This window comes from Micromonospora sp. NPDC005979 (genome assembly GCF_040614415.1).
Lineage (GTDB): Bacteria > Actinomycetota > Actinomycetes > Mycobacteriales > Micromonosporaceae > Micromonospora.
The window spans coordinates 129,385-146,540 of sequence record NZ_JBEXUR010000013.1 but is presented as its reverse complement, the minus strand read 5'-3'; the positions used below and the strand labels follow the sequence as shown (position 1 = coordinate 146,540).

11 protein-coding genes are annotated in these 17,156 nt (G+C 69.7%); 4 read left to right on the top strand and 7 right to left on the bottom strand.

The window, feature by feature from the left end:
* The first annotated feature begins 151 nt into the window (after positions 1 to 151).
* Entirely contained in the window at positions 152 to 2,446 is a 2,295-nt protein-coding gene (locus ABZ272_RS22070; protein ID WP_355051820.1) for an ATP-binding domain-containing protein, read from the top strand.
* A gap of 55 nt (positions 2,447 to 2,501) precedes the next feature.
* On the opposite strand, the gene ABZ272_RS22065 is transcribed toward ABZ272_RS22070, so the two are convergent.
* Positions 2,502 to 2,927, bottom strand: a complete 426-nt coding sequence (locus ABZ272_RS22065; RefSeq protein ID WP_355051819.1) for a hypothetical protein — start codon at positions 2,925 to 2,927, stop codon at positions 2,502 to 2,504.
* A gap of 286 nt (positions 2,928 to 3,213) precedes the next feature.
* Between ABZ272_RS22065 and ABZ272_RS22060 the strand changes: the two genes are divergently transcribed.
* Positions 3,214 to 3,588 (top strand): hypothetical protein, encoded by a 375-nt coding sequence (locus tag ABZ272_RS22060; RefSeq protein WP_355051818.1) that lies wholly within the window; start codon positions 3,214 to 3,216, stop codon positions 3,586 to 3,588.
* 68 nt (positions 3,589 to 3,656) lie between these two features.
* On the opposite strand, the gene ABZ272_RS22055 is transcribed toward ABZ272_RS22060, so the two are convergent.
* The 4 genes from ABZ272_RS22055 to ABZ272_RS22040 all read right to left on the bottom strand — a co-directional run bounded on the left by ABZ272_RS22055 (position 3,657) and on the right by ABZ272_RS22040 (position 7,068).
* The gene (locus tag ABZ272_RS22055) at positions 3,657 to 4,625 is read right to left on the bottom strand and encodes a sporulation protein (protein ID WP_355051817.1); all 969 of its coding nucleotides are present in this window, start codon (positions 4,623 to 4,625) and stop codon (positions 3,657 to 3,659) included.
* 205 nt (positions 4,626 to 4,830) lie between these two features.
* Positions 4,831 to 5,862, bottom strand: a complete 1,032-nt coding sequence (locus tag ABZ272_RS22050) for a HEAT repeat domain-containing protein (RefSeq protein ID WP_355051816.1) — start codon at positions 5,860 to 5,862, stop codon at positions 4,831 to 4,833.
* A gap of 118 nt (positions 5,863 to 5,980) precedes the next feature.
* Positions 5,981 to 6,202, bottom strand: coding sequence for a DUF397 domain-containing protein (locus tag ABZ272_RS22045; protein WP_355051815.1), 222 nt, complete (start codon positions 6,200 to 6,202; stop codon positions 5,981 to 5,983).
* Positions 6,199 to 7,068 (bottom strand): helix-turn-helix transcriptional regulator, encoded by an 870-nt coding sequence (locus ABZ272_RS22040; RefSeq protein ID WP_355051814.1) that lies wholly within the window; start codon positions 7,066 to 7,068, stop codon positions 6,199 to 6,201. Before ABZ272_RS22040 ends, ABZ272_RS22045 begins: the two co-directional genes overlap by 4 nt.
* A gap of 335 nt (positions 7,069 to 7,403) precedes the next feature.
* On the opposite strand from ABZ272_RS22040, the gene ABZ272_RS22035 reads away from it, so the two are divergent.
* Positions 7,404 to 7,652 carry a DivIVA domain-containing protein gene (locus ABZ272_RS22035; RefSeq protein WP_355051813.1) on the top strand — a complete coding sequence of 83 codons (249 nt, stop codon included), beginning with the start codon at positions 7,404 to 7,406 and terminating at the stop codon, positions 7,650 to 7,652.
* A gap of 83 nt (positions 7,653 to 7,735) precedes the next feature.
* Entirely contained in the window at positions 7,736 to 7,972 is a 237-nt protein-coding gene (locus ABZ272_RS22030) for a hypothetical protein (RefSeq protein ID WP_355051890.1), read from the top strand.
* Here ABZ272_RS22030 and ABZ272_RS22025 read toward each other — a convergent pair.
* Complete coding sequence (locus tag ABZ272_RS22025) at positions 7,969 to 8,814, bottom strand: hypothetical protein (protein WP_355051812.1); 846 nt, start codon at positions 8,812 to 8,814, stop codon at positions 7,969 to 7,971. The genes ABZ272_RS22030 and ABZ272_RS22025 overlap by 4 nt on opposite strands.
* Positions 8,815 to 8,839: 25 nt before the next feature.
* Complete coding sequence (locus tag ABZ272_RS22020) at positions 8,840 to 16,858, bottom strand: LamG-like jellyroll fold domain-containing protein (RefSeq protein ID WP_355051811.1); 8,019 nt, start codon at positions 16,856 to 16,858, stop codon at positions 8,840 to 8,842.
* Between the last annotated feature and the right edge of the window lie 298 nt (positions 16,859 to 17,156).

Genomic DNA, 17,156 nt, shown 5'->3' with positions numbered 1-17,156 from the left:
CGGTCGGCCCGGCGTACCTGTGTGACCCGCATCGGCCCCGTCGGCTTGGTGACAGCGGGTCGCCCGCGCTATCTTCAACAATTCGAGGGCACAAAAAAGAACGGCATTAAATGCCGTTCTAGCATTGGATTCTAACGTTTAGGGAGACGGCTTGTCAAGGCACTCCGGCGGTCCCGGTGAATTGCCGGTCGACGACGAGATCGGCCGCGAGCAGGAGTACGTCTCGATGCTCTACGACCGTCTGGACGGGTTGCGTGAGCAGGCCGCCCACCGGCTCACCGCTGAGCTGCGCAACACCGGCGGCACCCTCCAGGACCGCTCCCAGCGCGACAGCTCCGTAGCCATGTACGCCGACCAGGTCGAGCAGTTCTCCGCCGTGGAGAATGGCCTCTGCTTCGGACGGCTCGACGGCGACGACGACTCCCGCCGCTACATCGGCCGGATCGGGATCTTCGACACCAGCGGCGACTACGACCCGCTGTTGATGGACTGGCGTGCCCCGGCCGCGCGGCCGTTCTACCTCGCCACCGCCGCCAACCCGCAGGGCGTACGCCGCCGCCGGCACCTGCGTACCCGCCAGCGCAAGGTGACCGGGCTCAACGACGAGGTCCTCGACATCGACAGCGCCTCCCCCGGCGGGCACGAGGAGCTGACCGGCGAGGCGTCCCTGCTGGCCGCGCTCAACGCCGGTCGGACCGGCCGGATGCGCGACATCGTGGAGACCATCCAGGCCGAGCAGGACCGGATCATCCGCGCCGACCTGCCCGGCGTGCTGGTGGTCCAGGGCGGCCCCGGCACCGGCAAGACCGCCGTCGCGCTGCACCGGGCGGCGTACCTGCTCTACACACACCGACGCGAGCTGTCCAGCCGTGGCGTGCTGCTGGTCGGGCCGAACGCGACGTTCCTGCGCTACATCTCCCAGGTGCTTCCCACGCTGGCCGAGACGGGCGTGCTGCTGCGTACCCAGGGCGACCTGTTCCCCGGAGTGAGTGCCCAGCGCTCCGAGCCGGCCCAGACCGCGGCGCTCAAGGGCCGCGCGGTGCTCGCCGAGGTGCTGGCCCTCGCTGTGCGGGACCGGCAGTGGGTGCCGGACGAGCCGCTGGAGATCGAGGTGGAGCGCGAGGTGCTGACCCTCGATCCGGAGACCGTGCGCGTCGCGCGGGATCGGGTACGCCGCACCGACCGTCCGCACAACCTGGCCCGGGCGCTGTTCGACGTGGAGATCGTGCACGCGCTCGCCGACCAGGTGGCCGAGCGGATCGGCGCCGACCCGCTGGGCGGCGACAACCTGCTCGACGAGGCCGACCGCGCCGAGATCCGTCGGGAGCTGCGCGAGGAGACGGAGATCCAGGCCGTACTCGACCGGTTGTGGCCGGTGCTCACCCCGCAGCGACTGCTCGCGGACCTGTACGCGGACCCGGACCGGATCGCCGCCGCCGCGCCGATGCTCACCGGCGACGAGCGGGCGCTGCTGCGCCGCGAGCCGGGCGGCTGGACGCCCGCCGACGTGCCGCTGCTGGACGAGGCGGCCGAGCTGCTCGGCGAGGACGAGCGGGCCGCCGCCGCCCGGCGCGAGCGCATCCGCCTCATGGAACGGGAGTACGCCGAGGGTGTGCTGGAGATCGCCCGGGGCTCCCGGTCGATCGACGTGGAGGACGAGGCCGAGGGCGGTGAGATCCTCGGCGTGACCGACCTCATCGACGCGGATCGGCTGCTGGAACGGCAGGAGGAGGCCGACCGGCTGACCACCGCGCAGCGCGCCGCCGCCGACCGCACGTGGGCGTTCGGCCACATCATCGTGGACGAGGCACAGGAGCTGTCGCCGATGGCGTGGCGGCTGCTGATGCGCCGCTGCCCGAGCCGGTCCATGACGATCGTCGGGGACGTGGCGCAGACCGGCGCGCTCGCCGGCACGCCCTCCTGGGCCGACGCCCTCGCCCCGTACGTGGCGCAGCGGTGGCGACTGACCGAGCTGACGGTCAGCTACCGCACGCCGGCCGAGATCATGGCGGTCGCCGCCGAGGTGCTCACCGAGATCGACCCGGAGTTGCGGCCACCGCGCTCGGTGCGGGAGAGCGGCGTACCCCCGTGGGACCGGGCGGTGCCCGACGGGCAGCTACCCGCCGAGTTGGTGTCGGCGGTGACCCGCGAGGCCGCCGGGCTGGCCGAGGGCCGGGTCGGTGTCATCGTGCCGGCCAGCCTGGTCGACACGCTCGGCTCGGCGCTGACCGCCGCGCTGCCCGAGGCCACGGTGGGCGAGAACCCGGAGCTGGAGAGCCGGGTGGTCGTGCTGACCGTCGCCCAGGCGAAGGGGTTGGAGTTCGACTCGGTGCTGGTCGTCGACCCGGACCGGATGGTGGCCGAGTCGCCGCGCGGGCGCAGCGACCTGTACGTGGCGCTCACCCGGGCCACCCAGCGTCTGGGCGTCCTGCGGCCCTGCGGCTGACCAGACACCCGACGTGCCCCCGCCGACCGGCTGGTCGGCGGGGGCACGGGTGGGATCACCGCCGGTCGGTCGAGCGGTCCCGGATGGACTTGCCCGGACCGGTCGCCGAGGTGGACTGGTCGCTGGTGCTGCCGCCGGTCGGCGTGCTCAGGCCGCCGGTGGTGGCGTCGCCGGTGGTCGTCGGCGCCACCTTGCCGGGGTGTCGCTCCGGTTGGCGGGCCACCCGGCGTACGCTCGCCGGCCCGGCGGTGCCACCGGTGGTCGTCACCGCGCCCTGCCCGCCGACCGGGCCGCCGTCGTGCAGCACCCGCGGGTCGACCCGTTCCTGCGCCGGATCGAGCGGGTCGTCACGTTGGAGTTGGGACTCCACGTCGGTGGGGGGCACCGTCACCTCGTCGAGGGCGCCCTCGCCGTACACGCCGCCGGCGATCCGGTTCTCGGCCTGGCGGGCGGCCTCCTGCCGCATGTCGTCCTCACGCACGTCCATCACCTCACAGAAGCTGTGGAACCGACTGCGTGCCCGACCACCCGTGGACGAAACCCGCAGCACTCGTACGCCTTGGAAACGGACACTTCGCGCGACCGGGCGTGATGCGGGCGCGGCAGCGCGTCGTCGATTCTTTTCCGGGCCAGGGAGTGTTACCTGGTCGGCGGCCTCGGGTAGTCGGTGGGCGTCCCCGCCGTGCAAGCGAACCGTGCCGTGGCCGAAACGCGGTAGCGGGGCGAGGGAAGGCAGGTACGACTCATCGCATCCTGAGGAGGACCAGATGAGCACGCAGGCTGCTTCCACCCGGCCGATGAACCGGCCCATGAACGACCCGCAGAACCCCGCCATGATGCGGGACACGCAGCAGATGCCGGCAATGCGCGACGGGCACCGAGACCCGATGCCGTCGCCGGGTACGGAGACCAAGCAGGCGTTCCTGACGACGGAATTCTGGGTCTACGCCGCCGCCGTCGCGCTCCTCGTGATCGCCGCGTTCTGGAAGGGCACCACCGCCAACGGGTTGAACATCAACAACCCGAGCCAGACGTGGCTGTTCCTGAGCATCCTGACCGGTGGTTACCTGGTCAGCCGGGGCCTGTCGAAGGCCGGCTCCGAGCGCCGGTCCGGCAAGGAGCGGAGCATGCGCGGGCGCTGACGCGCCGTACGTGAAACGGTGGCCTCCGGGAGAGTTCTCCCGGAGGCCACCGTCGTCTACGGAACGCGTTACTCGTCGCCGCCGAAGTCGCCGAAGTCGCCCTCGAAGGCGTCCTCGATCATCTCGCCGGCGATCATGCCGCCGGCGACACCGAGCGCCGCGCCGGCGACCATGCCGCCCACACCCATGCCGCCACGGCCGTGACCGTGGCCGTGACCCGGACCGTAGCCGTGACCGTGGCCGTACTGGGACCGGAGGTTGCCGTAGCGGGACGTGGTCTCCCGCAGCCAACCGTCGACGACCTGCGCCCAGTCGACCCGGTCGACGTCGGCGTGTGACACCTGGTAGCGGCCGAACGCGTCGTGCCCGGCGCTGAGGAAGCCGCCGCGCTTGTCGCACTCCAGGATCACCTCGACACCACGCTGGCTGGTCACGAAGGTCAGCTCGACCTCGTTGATCGTGCTCGCGTACTGCGGCGAGGCGAAGAACTCGATCTCCTGGTAGAACGGCAGCGTCTGCTGCACGCCCCGGATGTGGCCGCGCTCCAGGTCAGCGGTCTTGAACCGGAAACCCAGCCGTTGGAACGCCTCCAGGATCCGCTCGTGCACCGGCAACGGGTGCACCGCAACGTGGTCCAGGTCGGTCTTGTCGACCGCGCGGGCCACCGACAGCTCGGTCCGCAGGCCCATCGTCATGCCGTGCAGGCGCTGGCCGTACACGTCGGTGATCGGGGTCTCCCACGGCACCGGGAGCTGGAACGGGATCGACAGCTCCTGCTTGGGCGCGAGCTGGAAGGCCCCGCTGACCGCCATCCGGTGGAACTCCATGGTGCCGGCGTACTCCGTGTCGTGGCCCTCGACCTCGACCCGGGTGACCAGGCCGATCACCACCTGCTCGATGGCCGCCGGGTTGTCACCACCGACGATTCTGACCTCCCCGTCGAGGGTCAGGCCGGGCCGGGTGTTGGGGTTGGCCAGCACAGTGTCCACGCTGGGACCACCCACACCGAACGCGCTCAACATCTTCTTGAAGACCATCGGAACTCCTGTGCGACAGCCGACCGCTCCACCATGGAGTCGGACGTTGACTCACCGCGCACCCTATCCAGACCCCCTGTGAGATGGCTGTGAGCACGCGGGGCCACCCCGTTTGATCAACTCGCCATCGTCGAAGTCGGGCTATCAACCCGACCGGGACACCCCGACATCGGCGCTGTGGAGTCGATCAGCGCCCCCGCGCGGCTCAGGCCGGTCCCAGGTCCGCGATCGCCAGGTCGGCCGCGCGCTCGGGATCGCCGCCGGCCCGGCGCAGCAACCCGTCCACACACCAGTAGCCCGAGCGGTCGGCGTCACCGGTGATGTCGAGATTCAGGTCGAGGTCGCAGCGCTCGCCCGCGACGGTGACCTCCCAGCCGGGGCGACGCGAGTGCACGGCGAGCAGTAGCCGCCAGGCCAGGTCGGTCCGCCGGTCACGGCGCACCGGATCGCACTCGCGCAGGGCCTCGGCGACGTGGTCGGCGTCGGGATCGAAGCCGGCCAGCAGCGACAGCAGCGACGGGTCGCCGAGGTACGCGGCGGCCTTGATGGTGAAGTTGTGGACCTCTTCCTGGGCGAGCAACTCGCGTACCAGCGGGAGTGCCCGCGGGTCCCGCCGTCGGGCCAGTCCGCGGGCGCCTTCCGCGCGTACCTCCGAGTCGACGTCGCGGGTACGGTCCCACAGCGCCTGCCGGACGGCGTTCCCGTCCGCGGTGCTCACCCAGCCGAGCCCGAAGGTGGCCCACTCCCGAACCCTCGCGTCGGGATCGGCGCAGAGGTCGATCAACACCGCCTCGCCGGCCTCGGCCGGCGGGTCGTCGAGCACCATCGGCACCGCGACGGCAACCTGGAAGCGTACGTCGCTGTCGGGACTTCGCGCGAGGGTGACCAGGGTCGGCAGCGCGCGAGGGTCGCAGGTCGCACCCAAGGCGCGGGCGATCGACCAGTGCACCTCGGGATCGGTCTCGGTGGCGGCCAGCGAGATCAGGGCCGTCGCGGCGTCCACGCGCAGGTCGTCCCCGTGCACGTCGCTGGCGAAGCCGAGCAGGTCGCACGCCGCCGCACGCACCACGCGGTCCGGATCGGCAAGCCGACCGACCGCCAGCCGGACGGCCACCGGACCGGCCTCGCCCGCCTGCTGGAGCAGCTCCGACCCGTCGTCGGATTCGCCATACTCGACGGTGCGCCGCAGCCTATGCACCGCCTGGTCGAGCAGGTCCGCCACTTCACGCGCTTCCATGGCGCGATGGTGCCTGCCGGCCAGTGTTTGCCGCCACCGACTTCTGATCAACTCGACATCGCCGAAGTCGGGCTATCAACCCGACCGGGACACCCCGACATCGGCGATGTCGAGTCGATCACGGATCGGTACGGGTGAACCTGCCGTCCTTGACCCCGTTGACGAACGCGGTCCAGCCGCTGACGCCGTAGACGAGGGTCGCCGCCGCACGGTCCTTGCTGTCGCGCACCGCCACCCGTCCAGAGCCATCGAGAACAGGCCCCGCCTCGACGCAGCTCCCGCCGTTGCTGTTGCTTCGAGTGCTGATATGCCAGGCCACAGCCGGTAGGGATTCGTTCATGGCAGTTCCTCCGTGATCTTCGCGATCAGCTCGGCCGCCTCGCGCTGATCGAGCGCGACATCCTGAAGGCGATGGTACGCAAGCGCGTAGCGTCTCGACTTCGGAGATTCCATGAATCGGCGCCCACCCAGAGTCTCGGCATAGGCCACCTCGGGATAGGGCTTGGGCATTCCGAAGAGGACGAATGAGCCGTCGAGCCCGGCGTGCAGGCCAACCCGTGATGGCAGCACCCGAAGGTCGATGTTCTGCCGCCGCATCAACTCGACGAGGTGTCGTAGTTGGCCGCGCATCACGGCAGGGCTACCGACCGGTCGGCGAAGAACGCTTTCGTCGATGACGGCCGCCACCTGGATGGCGCGATCGCGACTGAGCACACGCTGGCGGTCGACTCTCAATTGCAGCCACTTGCGCACCGAGAAATCCGATGCCTGCTCCCCCTCGGCGTTACGGATCACCGCTTCCGCGTAGGCCGCCGTCTGCATGAGCCCCGGCATGAGAAAGGCGTCCCACGAGCAGATACGCTCCGCTCTGCTCTCCAACCAGGGAAAGTCGATGAATGAGGCGTCGACCAACTCGTCGTAGTCGTCGTCCCAACGGTCGGTCCGCCAGGCGTCCTCGGCAAGTTGGAGGAAGCGGCTACGCTCGCGCCCGTCGTGCTCGCCGTAGAGATCGAGAAGCGATTCGACGACGCCCCGTCGAAACGGCCACTCGGCACGTTCCCAGCGGGCGATGGACGAGAAGTCTCGCTCCAGGAACTCGGCCGCCTGCTTGAGAGTGATGCCCCGCTGCTCCCGCAACTGTCGCATCTGCTGGCCGAGCCACTGGGCACGCAATGTCTGGACGAACGATTCACGCCTGGCGGGCATGGGTCCCCTCTCTTGACGTCCCTCATGACGAAATTCGTTGGTGTCGTTGCACCAAGACCGAGGCCACTGGGAACGTGACCTGCGGGTGAGGGTGATCGCCGGCCCCCGGGGAAGCCCGGTGCAAACACGGCAACCGCGGCTGTGCCAACAGCCGAGAAGGTGACGAGAGACGGCCTCGCGAGTGGCAGTCGCATACCGGCTCTCGTCGGGTCTCAACTAGAGCGTCGGGTTGACGTGATCCCGGCTCCGAACCGACTTGTACGAATACCTACCACGAAGAAGGACGCTCCCGCGACCCCGATGCGTCCATGGACCGACGACAGCAGAGGTGACCGATGACCAGAGGCGCGCTCTACGACGGTGGCCGCCTGCATCCGCGGCACGTGCGCGACCATCAGTTCGCCAGCGTGGGCTTCGGCCGGCGGGGCCTCGACCCCCGGGAGGTGCGGCGGTTTCTGCACCGCGTCGCGCTCGACCTGACCGCGCTGCACCACGATCTGGCGCTGCTCAGTGAGGAGAACGCGCGGGTCAAGCGGGCGCTGCGGGCCCGGCAGGGCGCCTGGCCCGAGGGGCGGCAGTGGTGATCCCACCGGACCGGATCTTCGTACCACTCCCTCGGGACGCCGTGCTGGCGTTCACCGAGGCGACCGAACCGCCGCCCCGACACGTGATCCACCTGCCGGTGGCGGTCGCCGATCTGGCCGAGGCGCTGGAGCTGGCCCGGAGGCTCGCTCGGTCGCTGACCTCGATTCCGCAGGTCGACGTCGCCGGGATGACGGTGTCGGCCGAGGACGCTCAAGACGTACGACACTGGGTTTTCTGTGACCGGATCATGCCGGACCGCCGCCGTTGCGCACGGCGGGCCGATCACCACGGGTCCTGCCTACCTACCGACGATCCCTAGGGTGTCGGTCGGGCTCGTGACCGCTGCACCTCACGGTCCTGGGCGGCGTTGTCCAGGACCGTGACCACCACGTGTTCGGGCAGATCGAGCAGGGGACGCAGGTCACCATCGAGCACCGTGCCGACCACGAGCCGCCGCAGACCGGACGCGGCGGCGAGGGGCGACGCCGACGCGATCGCGCCGAGACGCAGGGTGTGCAGGTTCGGAAGACCAGCCAGCGGATCCAGCCGCAGCGGCTCGACCGGCGCCGACTTCGCGTTGGGTCGGACCACAACCTCCTGCAGTTCGACCAGCCGGGCCAACGGCTCCAGGGAATCCACGGCGGCATCGACCACTTCGAGCTGCCGTAGCTGGGGCGCTTCTTCGACGCCGTGCAGGGACAGGGCGGCCTTGCGCCCTTCGATCCTCAGGTACACCAGCTCGGACTTGGCCCCGAGCAGGGTCAGGTCCGAGCCGGCGTACCGGTCGATCGTCAGGTTTTGCAGGGCCGACAGCGCGCCGATCGTCTCCAGGCCCGGCCGCTCCGACAGCACGAGCGTGTCCAGCTTCGGCGTCAGATCGAGCCGGACCGCCTTCTTGGACCGCGTCAGCAACGACAGACCGAGAAGATCCTCCAGTTCGAATACCAACGTGTCATCACGTAACGGACCCTCGATCGCGACCCTGCGCAGATTGGGCAGGTCGCGCAGGAAACTCAGGTCGAGCTTCCGACCGGTGTCACTGTCGAAGGCGAGGAAGACGGCATCGCAACCACCCTCGACGTACCGGCGGGTGTCACCCTCCCGCCAGACGCTGTCCGAGAGCAGATATTCGCCGGGATTCACCGTCTGATTGCCGAACACGGTGCCGTCTCCTCCGCCCGCTCGCCTAGTAACTTCGGTTGTAGAGGGTACCGCGCCCCCGAGAGGGTCCCCCGAACGCGCGGATGGTGCGCTTCTCCAACCGCCGCATCCGGGCCCAGGAGTTCCTGCCCTTGCTGAACGTGTAGTGCGAGATGTGATTGATATCGGCCGCGCCGAGGCCCTCTCGCCGGAGCGCGCCCTTGCTCCGGTTCACGTGCTGCCCGATCCGCCGGTGCATGTTCTTCGAGATACCTACGTACTTCTTGCCGTTGTTCAGATGAATGATGTACATGCCCGAGGACCTCGGTACGCCCCTACGCGCAGCATCCAGGATCGGGCAGCTCGCGTTGTGAACGAGGATGTCCAGATCGTCGACGGCGACCACGTACGTGTGGGTGTCGCCGACGTTGAGGTTGTGGACCGTCTGCCCCGGCAGCCAGCCGCGTTCCTGGACGCGTCGGACCGTGGCCTTCTCGCCGCGGCTACCGACGATCACGTCCCCGGCACCGACCTCGGCGGCGTTCGTCCAGCCCTTGCCGTCGACCCAGATCGGATGTTCGGCGGTGGCGGTGAGGACATCACGGGCGTCGCCGTCGAGGTCGATGTCGACGAGATGCCGGCTGCCCTGCCCGACGAAGGTCCCGAGTACGGGCTGCGCCGCCGAGATCCCGGTCTTCGGGTCGGTGGACATCACCAGGTCCCCGACCTGGATCTCCGCGATGGGCAGATAGCGTCCGTCGGCCATCAGGACGGGAGTGTCCGGCGCGAAGGAATTACATCTCTTCGCCGCCCGTGCTGCCTTGGCCGCCTTTCTGGCCTTGCGGGCCTTGGCCGCGGCACGGGCAGCGCTGGCGGCCAGTCTCGCGCCCTTGACCGCCGCTCCGGCGCCGATGGCCGCTGCCGCTGCTCCGCCGAGGGCCCAGGCGGCTTCCTTCCAGTTGCCGGTGGCGGCGTAGGAGACGGCCGAGACAACCCCGGCGATCGTGCCGATGGGACCGGGGATCATGGACGCGTAGGAGGCGACCTTCGCGACCTTGGACAGGCCCTTCTTGATGCTGCCCCAGCCGAACTTGCCGTCGAGGTCGGTGCAGTTGACGGGATCGCCGGCGCAGTAGTCGTAGGCGGTGGCGTTGCCGCCCTCGACGGGGTCGACCTGGAGGAAGCGCCCAAGGGCGGGGCTGTAGAGGCGTACGCCCATGAGGATGACGTCCGCCATCGCCTCACCGGAGCGCTGCTTGCCGCCGAGCCAGCCGTAGCGTTGGTCGGCCTGCCCCGCCATCGGGACACCGAACTCGTCGTAGTCGAACAGCTCGGGCTCGGTCAGCGCGGGGTCGATGGTGGCGGCGACGTCGCCGTGCAGGTTGATCAGTTGGAGGCGTACGTCTCCGGTGGCGCTGGTGGTGGCGCCGAGGTCACCGTCGGGTCCGGAGACGTTGCGGGTGATGCTGCCGAGGGTGGTGTCCTCGACGATCCACCGGGGTTCGTCGGAGTCGTCGCCGTAGTGGTTGAGCTTCGAGGTGGCGTTGGCCCAGTTGCCGTCGACAAGCGTCTCGGTGGTGAAGGCACGGAACCGGTGCGCCGGGTCGAGGGTCCAGGTCTGCCGCGAATCGCCGAGTTGTTGACGTTGGACCAGGTCGTTGGCGTAGTAGGCGTTGGTCAGCCCACCGGGCATCGCCACGGTTCGGCCGAAGGCGTCGTAGACGAATCCGGCGTCGGTGAGGCGGTCCGCGGTGTCGTACGTATGGTCGGCCTCCGCATCGGCCGCGTCCTCGTCGCAACTGCCGTCGGCCGCCGGGTCGAAGGTGGAGCTGTTGGTGCGGTTGGTACGGCTGTCGTAGGCGTAGGTGCGGGTCACGCAGCCACCCGTGATCGCACTGTCCTGGCGTGCCTTGGTCAGCCGGCCGAGCCGGTCGTAGGCGTAGTTCTTGCCGCCGCCGGTGTAGGTGTGGTCCACCCACTGGCCGGCGGTGTTCTCGACCACGGACTCCGAGTAGATGACCGCCCCGTCGGAGTCGCGGGTGTACGTGCGCTCGACGGGTTGCAGGTTCGCGTCGAGCCGGTCCCTGCGGGTGAGGCCGCCCGGGTATCCGAGTTCGGTGATCTGTCCGTCGGGTGAGTACTTGGCGGTGAAGGTCCCGGCGATGTTGTCGGTGACCGAGGTGAGCAGGCCACGTGGCTCGGCGACCCGGTCGTACGCGAAGACCGAACTGCCGGTGGGGTCGGAGACCTTCGACGCCTTGCCGAACCGGTCGAACTCGTTGACGGTGGTGCCGCCGTCGGCGTCGGTGTAGGAGGCGAGTCGACCGAGGAGGTCGTACTCCCGGGTGATGGTCGCACCGTCCATCGTCGTCTGGGTCACGTCACCGGAGGTCGGGCTGTAGACCGTGGTGACCGCGCCGAGAGCCGCGCCCTCGTCCGACGTGATGACCGCGCTGGTCACCCTGGTGGCCGCGTCGTAAGAGGTGGTGGTGGTGCGGGTCTTACCGGCAGAGGTCTCGGTGACCACTGCCTCGTCGCCGTAGCGGGTGTACTCGGTGACCCGGCGTACGGGCAGATCGGTGGTCATCCGGTCCGGGTCGTGCCCGGCGACGGCGCCGACAGCGCGGGTCACGCACGGCTCGCCGGCCCACTCGGGCCGGTCTCCGCACGCGGCGTCCTGGGTGTTGGTACCCGCCGTGTAGTAGACGATCTCACGGGCCATCGCGTCCGAGCCGGAGGAGCCGATCCCCCAGGACTTGAGGACCCGCCCGGCGGCGTTGTGCACCGCGTACGCGGTCAGATTCTGCCCACCGGCACCGGCGTCGGCGACGACCTTCGTCGCGGTCTTCAACGTCCACCCGGACACGCCGCCGTGTTCGGCGTCGTAACCGTTCTTGCTGACCCGCACGTCGACGTCGGGATAGCCGACGATCTGGGCACCCTCGCTCTCGGTGGTGACGAGGTGGTAGCTGGCGCCGTCGGGCTTGCCCTCGTCGTAGACGTTCACCGCGTGGCTGCGGCCGATCACGGTCGTGCCGGCATCGAGGGCGGTCAGCGGACCGCTGCCGTCCGGGTCGGCGACGGGGTTCTCCAGGACCATGGTGACGGTCGTGCCAAGGGTGTCGATCAGGTCGATGCCGTCGGTGGAGTACTTGTTGATGGTGGACAGGGCGAGCGCCCGGTTGGCGGTGTCGGTGTTGGCCAGGCCGAGTTCGGCGAGGTGGGTGTTCGAGTCGGGGAGGGTGCCGAGGGCAAGTTCCCGGTCGGTGGCCTCCAGGGTGCGGATGACGTTGCCGAACCGGTCGTACTCCTGGGTGTCGATGTGCCCGCCCGGCGTGGCGGTGTTGACCTCCTTACCGCTCGCGCCGAGGTAGTGGATGGTGGCGTAGGTGTAGCCGCCGGTGCCGGGTGAGCTGGGGATGGCGCTGTTACGGCCCGGGTTGTCCTCGGGGCCGAAAACGGCGGTGGCGTCGGTGGGCAGGTCGAGCTGGCCCCAGGTCGCGGCGGCGGCGGCGTTGAGGTTGTGCGGGCCACCGGCTGCCTGGGTCAGGGGGACGTTGTAGACGACGTTGGTGGCGAGTTCGCCGTCCGTGGCGGTCTTGGAGCCCTGCTGCAGGGCCGCCCGGCGGGCCTTGAGGAGCCGGCCGGGGTTTTCGTCGGTGGCGAGGTCGGCGACCTGGTCGGCGTTGAGAGCCTTGCCGTAGACGCGGACGTCGTCGATGTCGCCGTCCCAGACGTTCGCGGCGGCGCCGGCCCACTTCGCACGGCCGATGACGAAGTTGCCGGAGGCGTTCCAGCCGCCGGTCGCGGCGGTCGACGTCTGCTGAATGCCGTTGACGTACAGCTTCATCTGCCCGGCCGCGGTGTCGTAGACGCCGGTGAGGTGGGTCCACTGCCCCGCCACGGTGCCGGTGTTGGAGCTGGCCCGGACCGGGGTCGCCGAGGTGTTGTCGGAGGTGACCCGGGAGAACGCCCAGCGGTCGGTCTCCTTGACGTAGTTGAGGAAGAAGCCGCTGGTGCTGGCGCCGTCCTTGGAGACGGCGGTGCGGTTGCCGTCCTTGTTGTTCAGCCGCACCCAGGCCGAGACGGTGTACGAGGCGGTGTTGGACAGGGCGGTCCCGGCGACGCTGATCTGCTGGCCGGTGCCGGCGGTGAACGTCGCGGCCCGGTCGGCCGGATCGTCGGGGTCATTGCCCTGGCCCCAACCGACACCGCTGGCGACGGTGCCGGTCCGACCGCTGCCGGAGGCGTCGCTGACGCTCGTCCCGCTGCCCTCGTCGAGGTTCCAGCGCAGCGCGGCGGTGTCGACGTCGGGGTTGCCGTAGTCGAACATCCAGGGCAGCTCACCGGCCGGGGTGACCTTCGTGACCCGCCCGTTTCCGTACTCGTAGGCGGTCTTCAACGCGGGGGTGACGCGAGGGTCCCACACCTCGCGCAACTGCCCCAGGTTGTCGTAGCTGTAGCGGGCGATGACCGTGGAGGTGGTCGCCGAGGCGGCCGGGTCCCAGGCCCACAGTCTCACCTGCGTCACCCGGTCGACGTAGTCACCGAACACCGTCTGCGACAGGCCGGCGGTGGTCGCGGTGGCGTAGACGTACTCGAGTACCTCGCAACCACGGGCCGGGGTGGCGCTCGTGCAGTGGTTCGTGTCGTCGACCCCCGGCTCAGCCGGGTTGATCACCTTTTGCAGCAGGAGACGACTGCCGGTGGTGTCGTAGACGTACCGGGAGGTGGTGTCCGACTCCGGTGTCCACGACGAGGTCGCCGCCCACACCCCGCCCTGGGAGGTGAACTCGGTGGCGGTGCCGTCGATCTCCGACAACCGGTACGAGGTGGTGCCGACCTTCGACAGGACCAGGCCCTCGGCGCCGGGCTCCGGAGTGAAGCTGACCCCGTCGGGGTTCTTCGCGAACGTGATCCAGCCGCCGCCGATCGTGTTGACCCGGGCCAGGGACGGTTCGGGGAAGGTGACCGTGGTGTATTCGACGTCCGCCGCGCCGCCGGTCGCACCGCCGGTCCAGGCGGGGCCGAACGGCGCGACGATCTCGGTCATGGAGAGGTTGTCCCAGTAGACCTTGCGGCCCGAGCCGCCCTGCATGCCGTTGTAGAGGCGGAAGAACGCCTCCGTCGCGCCGGCCGGGACGGTCATGTCGACGGAGAGTTCCTGCCACCCGTCGAGGTAGGCGGCCATCTTCGACGACACCTCGGTGTAGACGCCGTTGACCCGGTGGAAACCGACGATCCGGAGCCCACGCTGGGTGTACGCCGGCACCAGACCGGTCGCGGCCGGCACGTAGACCCAACCCGTCATCCGGTACGTCTTACCCGGCGTCATGTTCAACCGGAGTCCACCGCCGTCGCCGCCCACCGCGACGTAGGTGTCGTTGCTGGTCGTGGTGACCGGGGTGATCTCCAACGAGTCGGCCGGAGTCGTCTCGCCCTGCCCTCTGGCGGTCGACCGGACCGCCGATGAGGTCGACGGGACGTTGAACCCGGTCAGGTCGGTGGAGACCTGCTGCTGGTTCGCCGTCAGGCGCTGCACCATCGGCTGGTAGCCGTCGCGGTAGCCCCGGGACGACGCCGAGCGGGAGACACTCAGCCCGAGTTCGTCGGCGTCGCCCGAGGAGAGCGCGTAGTCGCCGGTGAGCAGGTTCACCGAGCCCGGCCCGACCTCGTCGTCCGAGGCTCCGTCACCGCTGGAGTCGACGGTCACCCGCACCCACGGCACCGTGTACGCCGGGGTCGTGCCGGTCGCGGTGTACAACTGGGCGCGGACCTCCACCACGCCGCCGACCAGGCCGAGGGTGTCGGTGGCGTTCCAGACCGCGTACCCGCCGAGCGCGGAGAGGCTTACCGGACTCGCGGCGGTCGCGAGGATCTGCGCGCCGGTGGCCGAGGTCAGGTTCGCCGACGGCACCGGCAGCGTCGCCGAGCCGGGTCCACGTCGGTATTCGAAGTAGCCCCGCGTGTAGCCCGCCACCGGAGTGGTGACCTGAAGTTTGGTCCGCTTGACGATGGTCGCACCGGGCAGCGGCTGCGCCAGCGCGGCGCTGCCGGCCTCGAAGACGTACAGGTTCGGGTTGGACAGGTTGCCGGCCGAGTCCTTCGCCTGCACCGTCAACGTGCGATGCCCGTCACGCGGGGCCAGCGAGACCGGCTGGGTGCCGGTCGCCGCGACCGTGGTCGCCGCCGTGTCGTAGTCGAACCGGTACACGTACGCGGCCAGGTCGGTCGTGCCCGAGGCGGGAGAGAAGGTGAACGTGTCGGCTGCGCCCGCGCCACCGTGCGGCTGGCCGTCATTCAGGTACACGCTGGCGGAAACGAACGGCACCAACGGCTTGTCCGTGTCGACCGTCAAGGTGGTCCAGCCGGTGTAACCGCCGTAGTTCCACGGGTCCTTGCCACGGACCTGCCACTCGTACTGGGTGCCGTTGACGAGGTCCACCGGCACCTGCCACGAGGCGGTCGAGCCGTTGGTCCACGCCGGGCTGCCCGAGCGCAGGCCGGACGAGGACACGACCGCCTGGGTGGCCTTGTTGCGCACGACGAACTCGGCCTGCAGCGTCTGGCCCGCGTTCGCGTCGGCCAACTTGGCCGACAGCGTCGGCCGAACCGAGGCGGTACGGGCCCCGGCACCGCAGGCGGTGAAACACGGCGACACCGCTAGCGCGCTCGGGACACTCGGAGCGCTGTTGTACGTGATCGCGACGGACGGCGGATGGGTGCCCTCGGCGGAATCGAACCGCTTCCAGCCTGCGGTCGTGGTCTCCGAGGTCGCGCGCAGAAGCACACTGGCGCTGGTCGCGGACGTGTCCGCGCTGTACTGCAGCGCGCCACCGACCTCGATGTACACCCAGCCGTCACCACAGGAGGAGCTGTAGCCCCGGGTCTCTGACGAGGTGCCCACCTTCGCCCGCGCCGTGGGCTGGTCGGTCCACCGCACCGACGAGTCGACGTAGTCGGTCCGCCAGGCCTCCCAGCCGGCGGCGGTGCAGGACCACGAGTGGTAGTTCCACAACTTCAGCTTCGCGCTCATGATCCGGCTGCCGGCGAAACCGGAGGTGTTGAATCGCAGGTACGACCGCGCGGTGAACGTTCCGCCGTCCGTGGAGTGACCCAACTTCAGGTCGGCCGAGCCCGACTGGTCACTGGAGTACGAGTTCTGCACGAACGCGTCGAAGGACGGTGACAGCGACGTCGGCGGGTCGATCGTCACCGGGAACGTCAGGTCCGCGCGGGCGAGGAACTTCGCGTCCGGGGTCAGCTCGACCACCGTGCGACCCGCGCCCTTCGCGACCGTCCGCAGACCCACCGGCGCCCGGTTGAGTCGCTCGCCGGACTGGGCACCGACCTCGGCGTCCCACATGATCGGCGTCTGCGCCCGGCTGACCTGCCGACCGGCCTTGTCCTTGAACAACAGGCCGCCCATGCCGTCCCCGGCCGCGGTCAGCTTGCCGGTCCGGATCGGCAGCGTCAGCTTGCGCACCTGCGCCAGTCCGGCCCGGTCCTTCACCACGAAATGCTGTTCGTAGCCGGTGGAGTGGGCGTGGAAGACCAGGTCGACACTGGGCAGCACGTTCGGGTACGTGATCGTCCGGCCGGACAGGACCGGTTGCGGCAGGACTCCGGTCCACGCCAGGCCGACCTTGTCGTCACCGAGGCCGAGGGAGGCGACCTCGTGCTCACCGTTCGTCGACGCGGCACCGGCGAACACCAGCCCTCGCGGGTGGGCGATCGGGGCGACCGTGCCGTCGGCACGACCCTGGAGGGTCAGGTCCACCGGCACCCACTTGTCGCCGTTGCGGACCCGGACCGGGGCGAGCGCCTGCTCCTCGGTCAGCGTGCCGTCGGCATTCGCGAAGAGCTGCGTCGTCTCCGTACGCCGGCCCGCGATCTCGACCCGCGCACCGCACAGCTTCGCCGCCACCGCGGCCGACACCTCGTCCGGTCGGTCGTCCGGACACGTCGGCTTGGGCGCCGCCGCCGCGGCGGGTGCGGCCCGGGCCGGCTCGGCGGGGCGTGTCGGCACGTCCGACAGGGTCGCGACCAGTACCAGGACCAGCATCATCGCCAGCCTGGATGCCCACCGCACCGCACGGCCTCGCGTCAACCTGGTGAACACACTCGAAGGCCAAGCCTGAGTCCGCACAACACCCTCCCCCGCCACACACGCCGGATGACGAGCGGAGAGTACGGAGATCCTTCCAAGAGACTCAAGATCTTGACTAGATGAATGCCTGCTGATAGTTCCCTGAGCGCATCCACTCTCGGTAGCAGCGATAACAGACGATGGCTATTGAAAAGTGTCCTAACTGGACTCCCCGACCGCCCGGATGGTCACCGAAGATTGGCCTGATCTTCAG

Coding starts and splice junctions, on each gene's coding strand:
- ABZ272_RS22035 (WP_355051813.1), top strand. CDS start 7,404: ATGACCAGAGGCGCGCTCTACGACGGTGGCCGCCTGCATCCGCGGCAC.
- ABZ272_RS22020 (WP_355051811.1), bottom strand. CDS start 16,858: ATGCTGGTCCTGGTACTGGTCGCGACCCTGTCGGACGTGCCGACACGC.
- ABZ272_RS22050 (WP_355051816.1), bottom strand. CDS start 5,862: ATGGAAGCGCGTGAAGTGGCGGACCTGCTCGACCAGGCGGTGCATAGG.
- ABZ272_RS22045 (WP_355051815.1), bottom strand. CDS start 6,202: ATGAACGAATCCCTACCGGCTGTGGCCTGGCATATCAGCACTCGAAGC.
- ABZ272_RS22055 (WP_355051817.1), bottom strand. CDS start 4,625: ATGGTCTTCAAGAAGATGTTGAGCGCGTTCGGTGTGGGTGGTCCCAGC.
- ABZ272_RS22040 (WP_355051814.1), bottom strand. CDS start 7,068: ATGCCCGCCAGGCGTGAATCGTTCGTCCAGACATTGCGTGCCCAGTGG.
- ABZ272_RS22060 (WP_355051818.1), top strand. CDS start 3,214: ATGAGCACGCAGGCTGCTTCCACCCGGCCGATGAACCGGCCCATGAAC.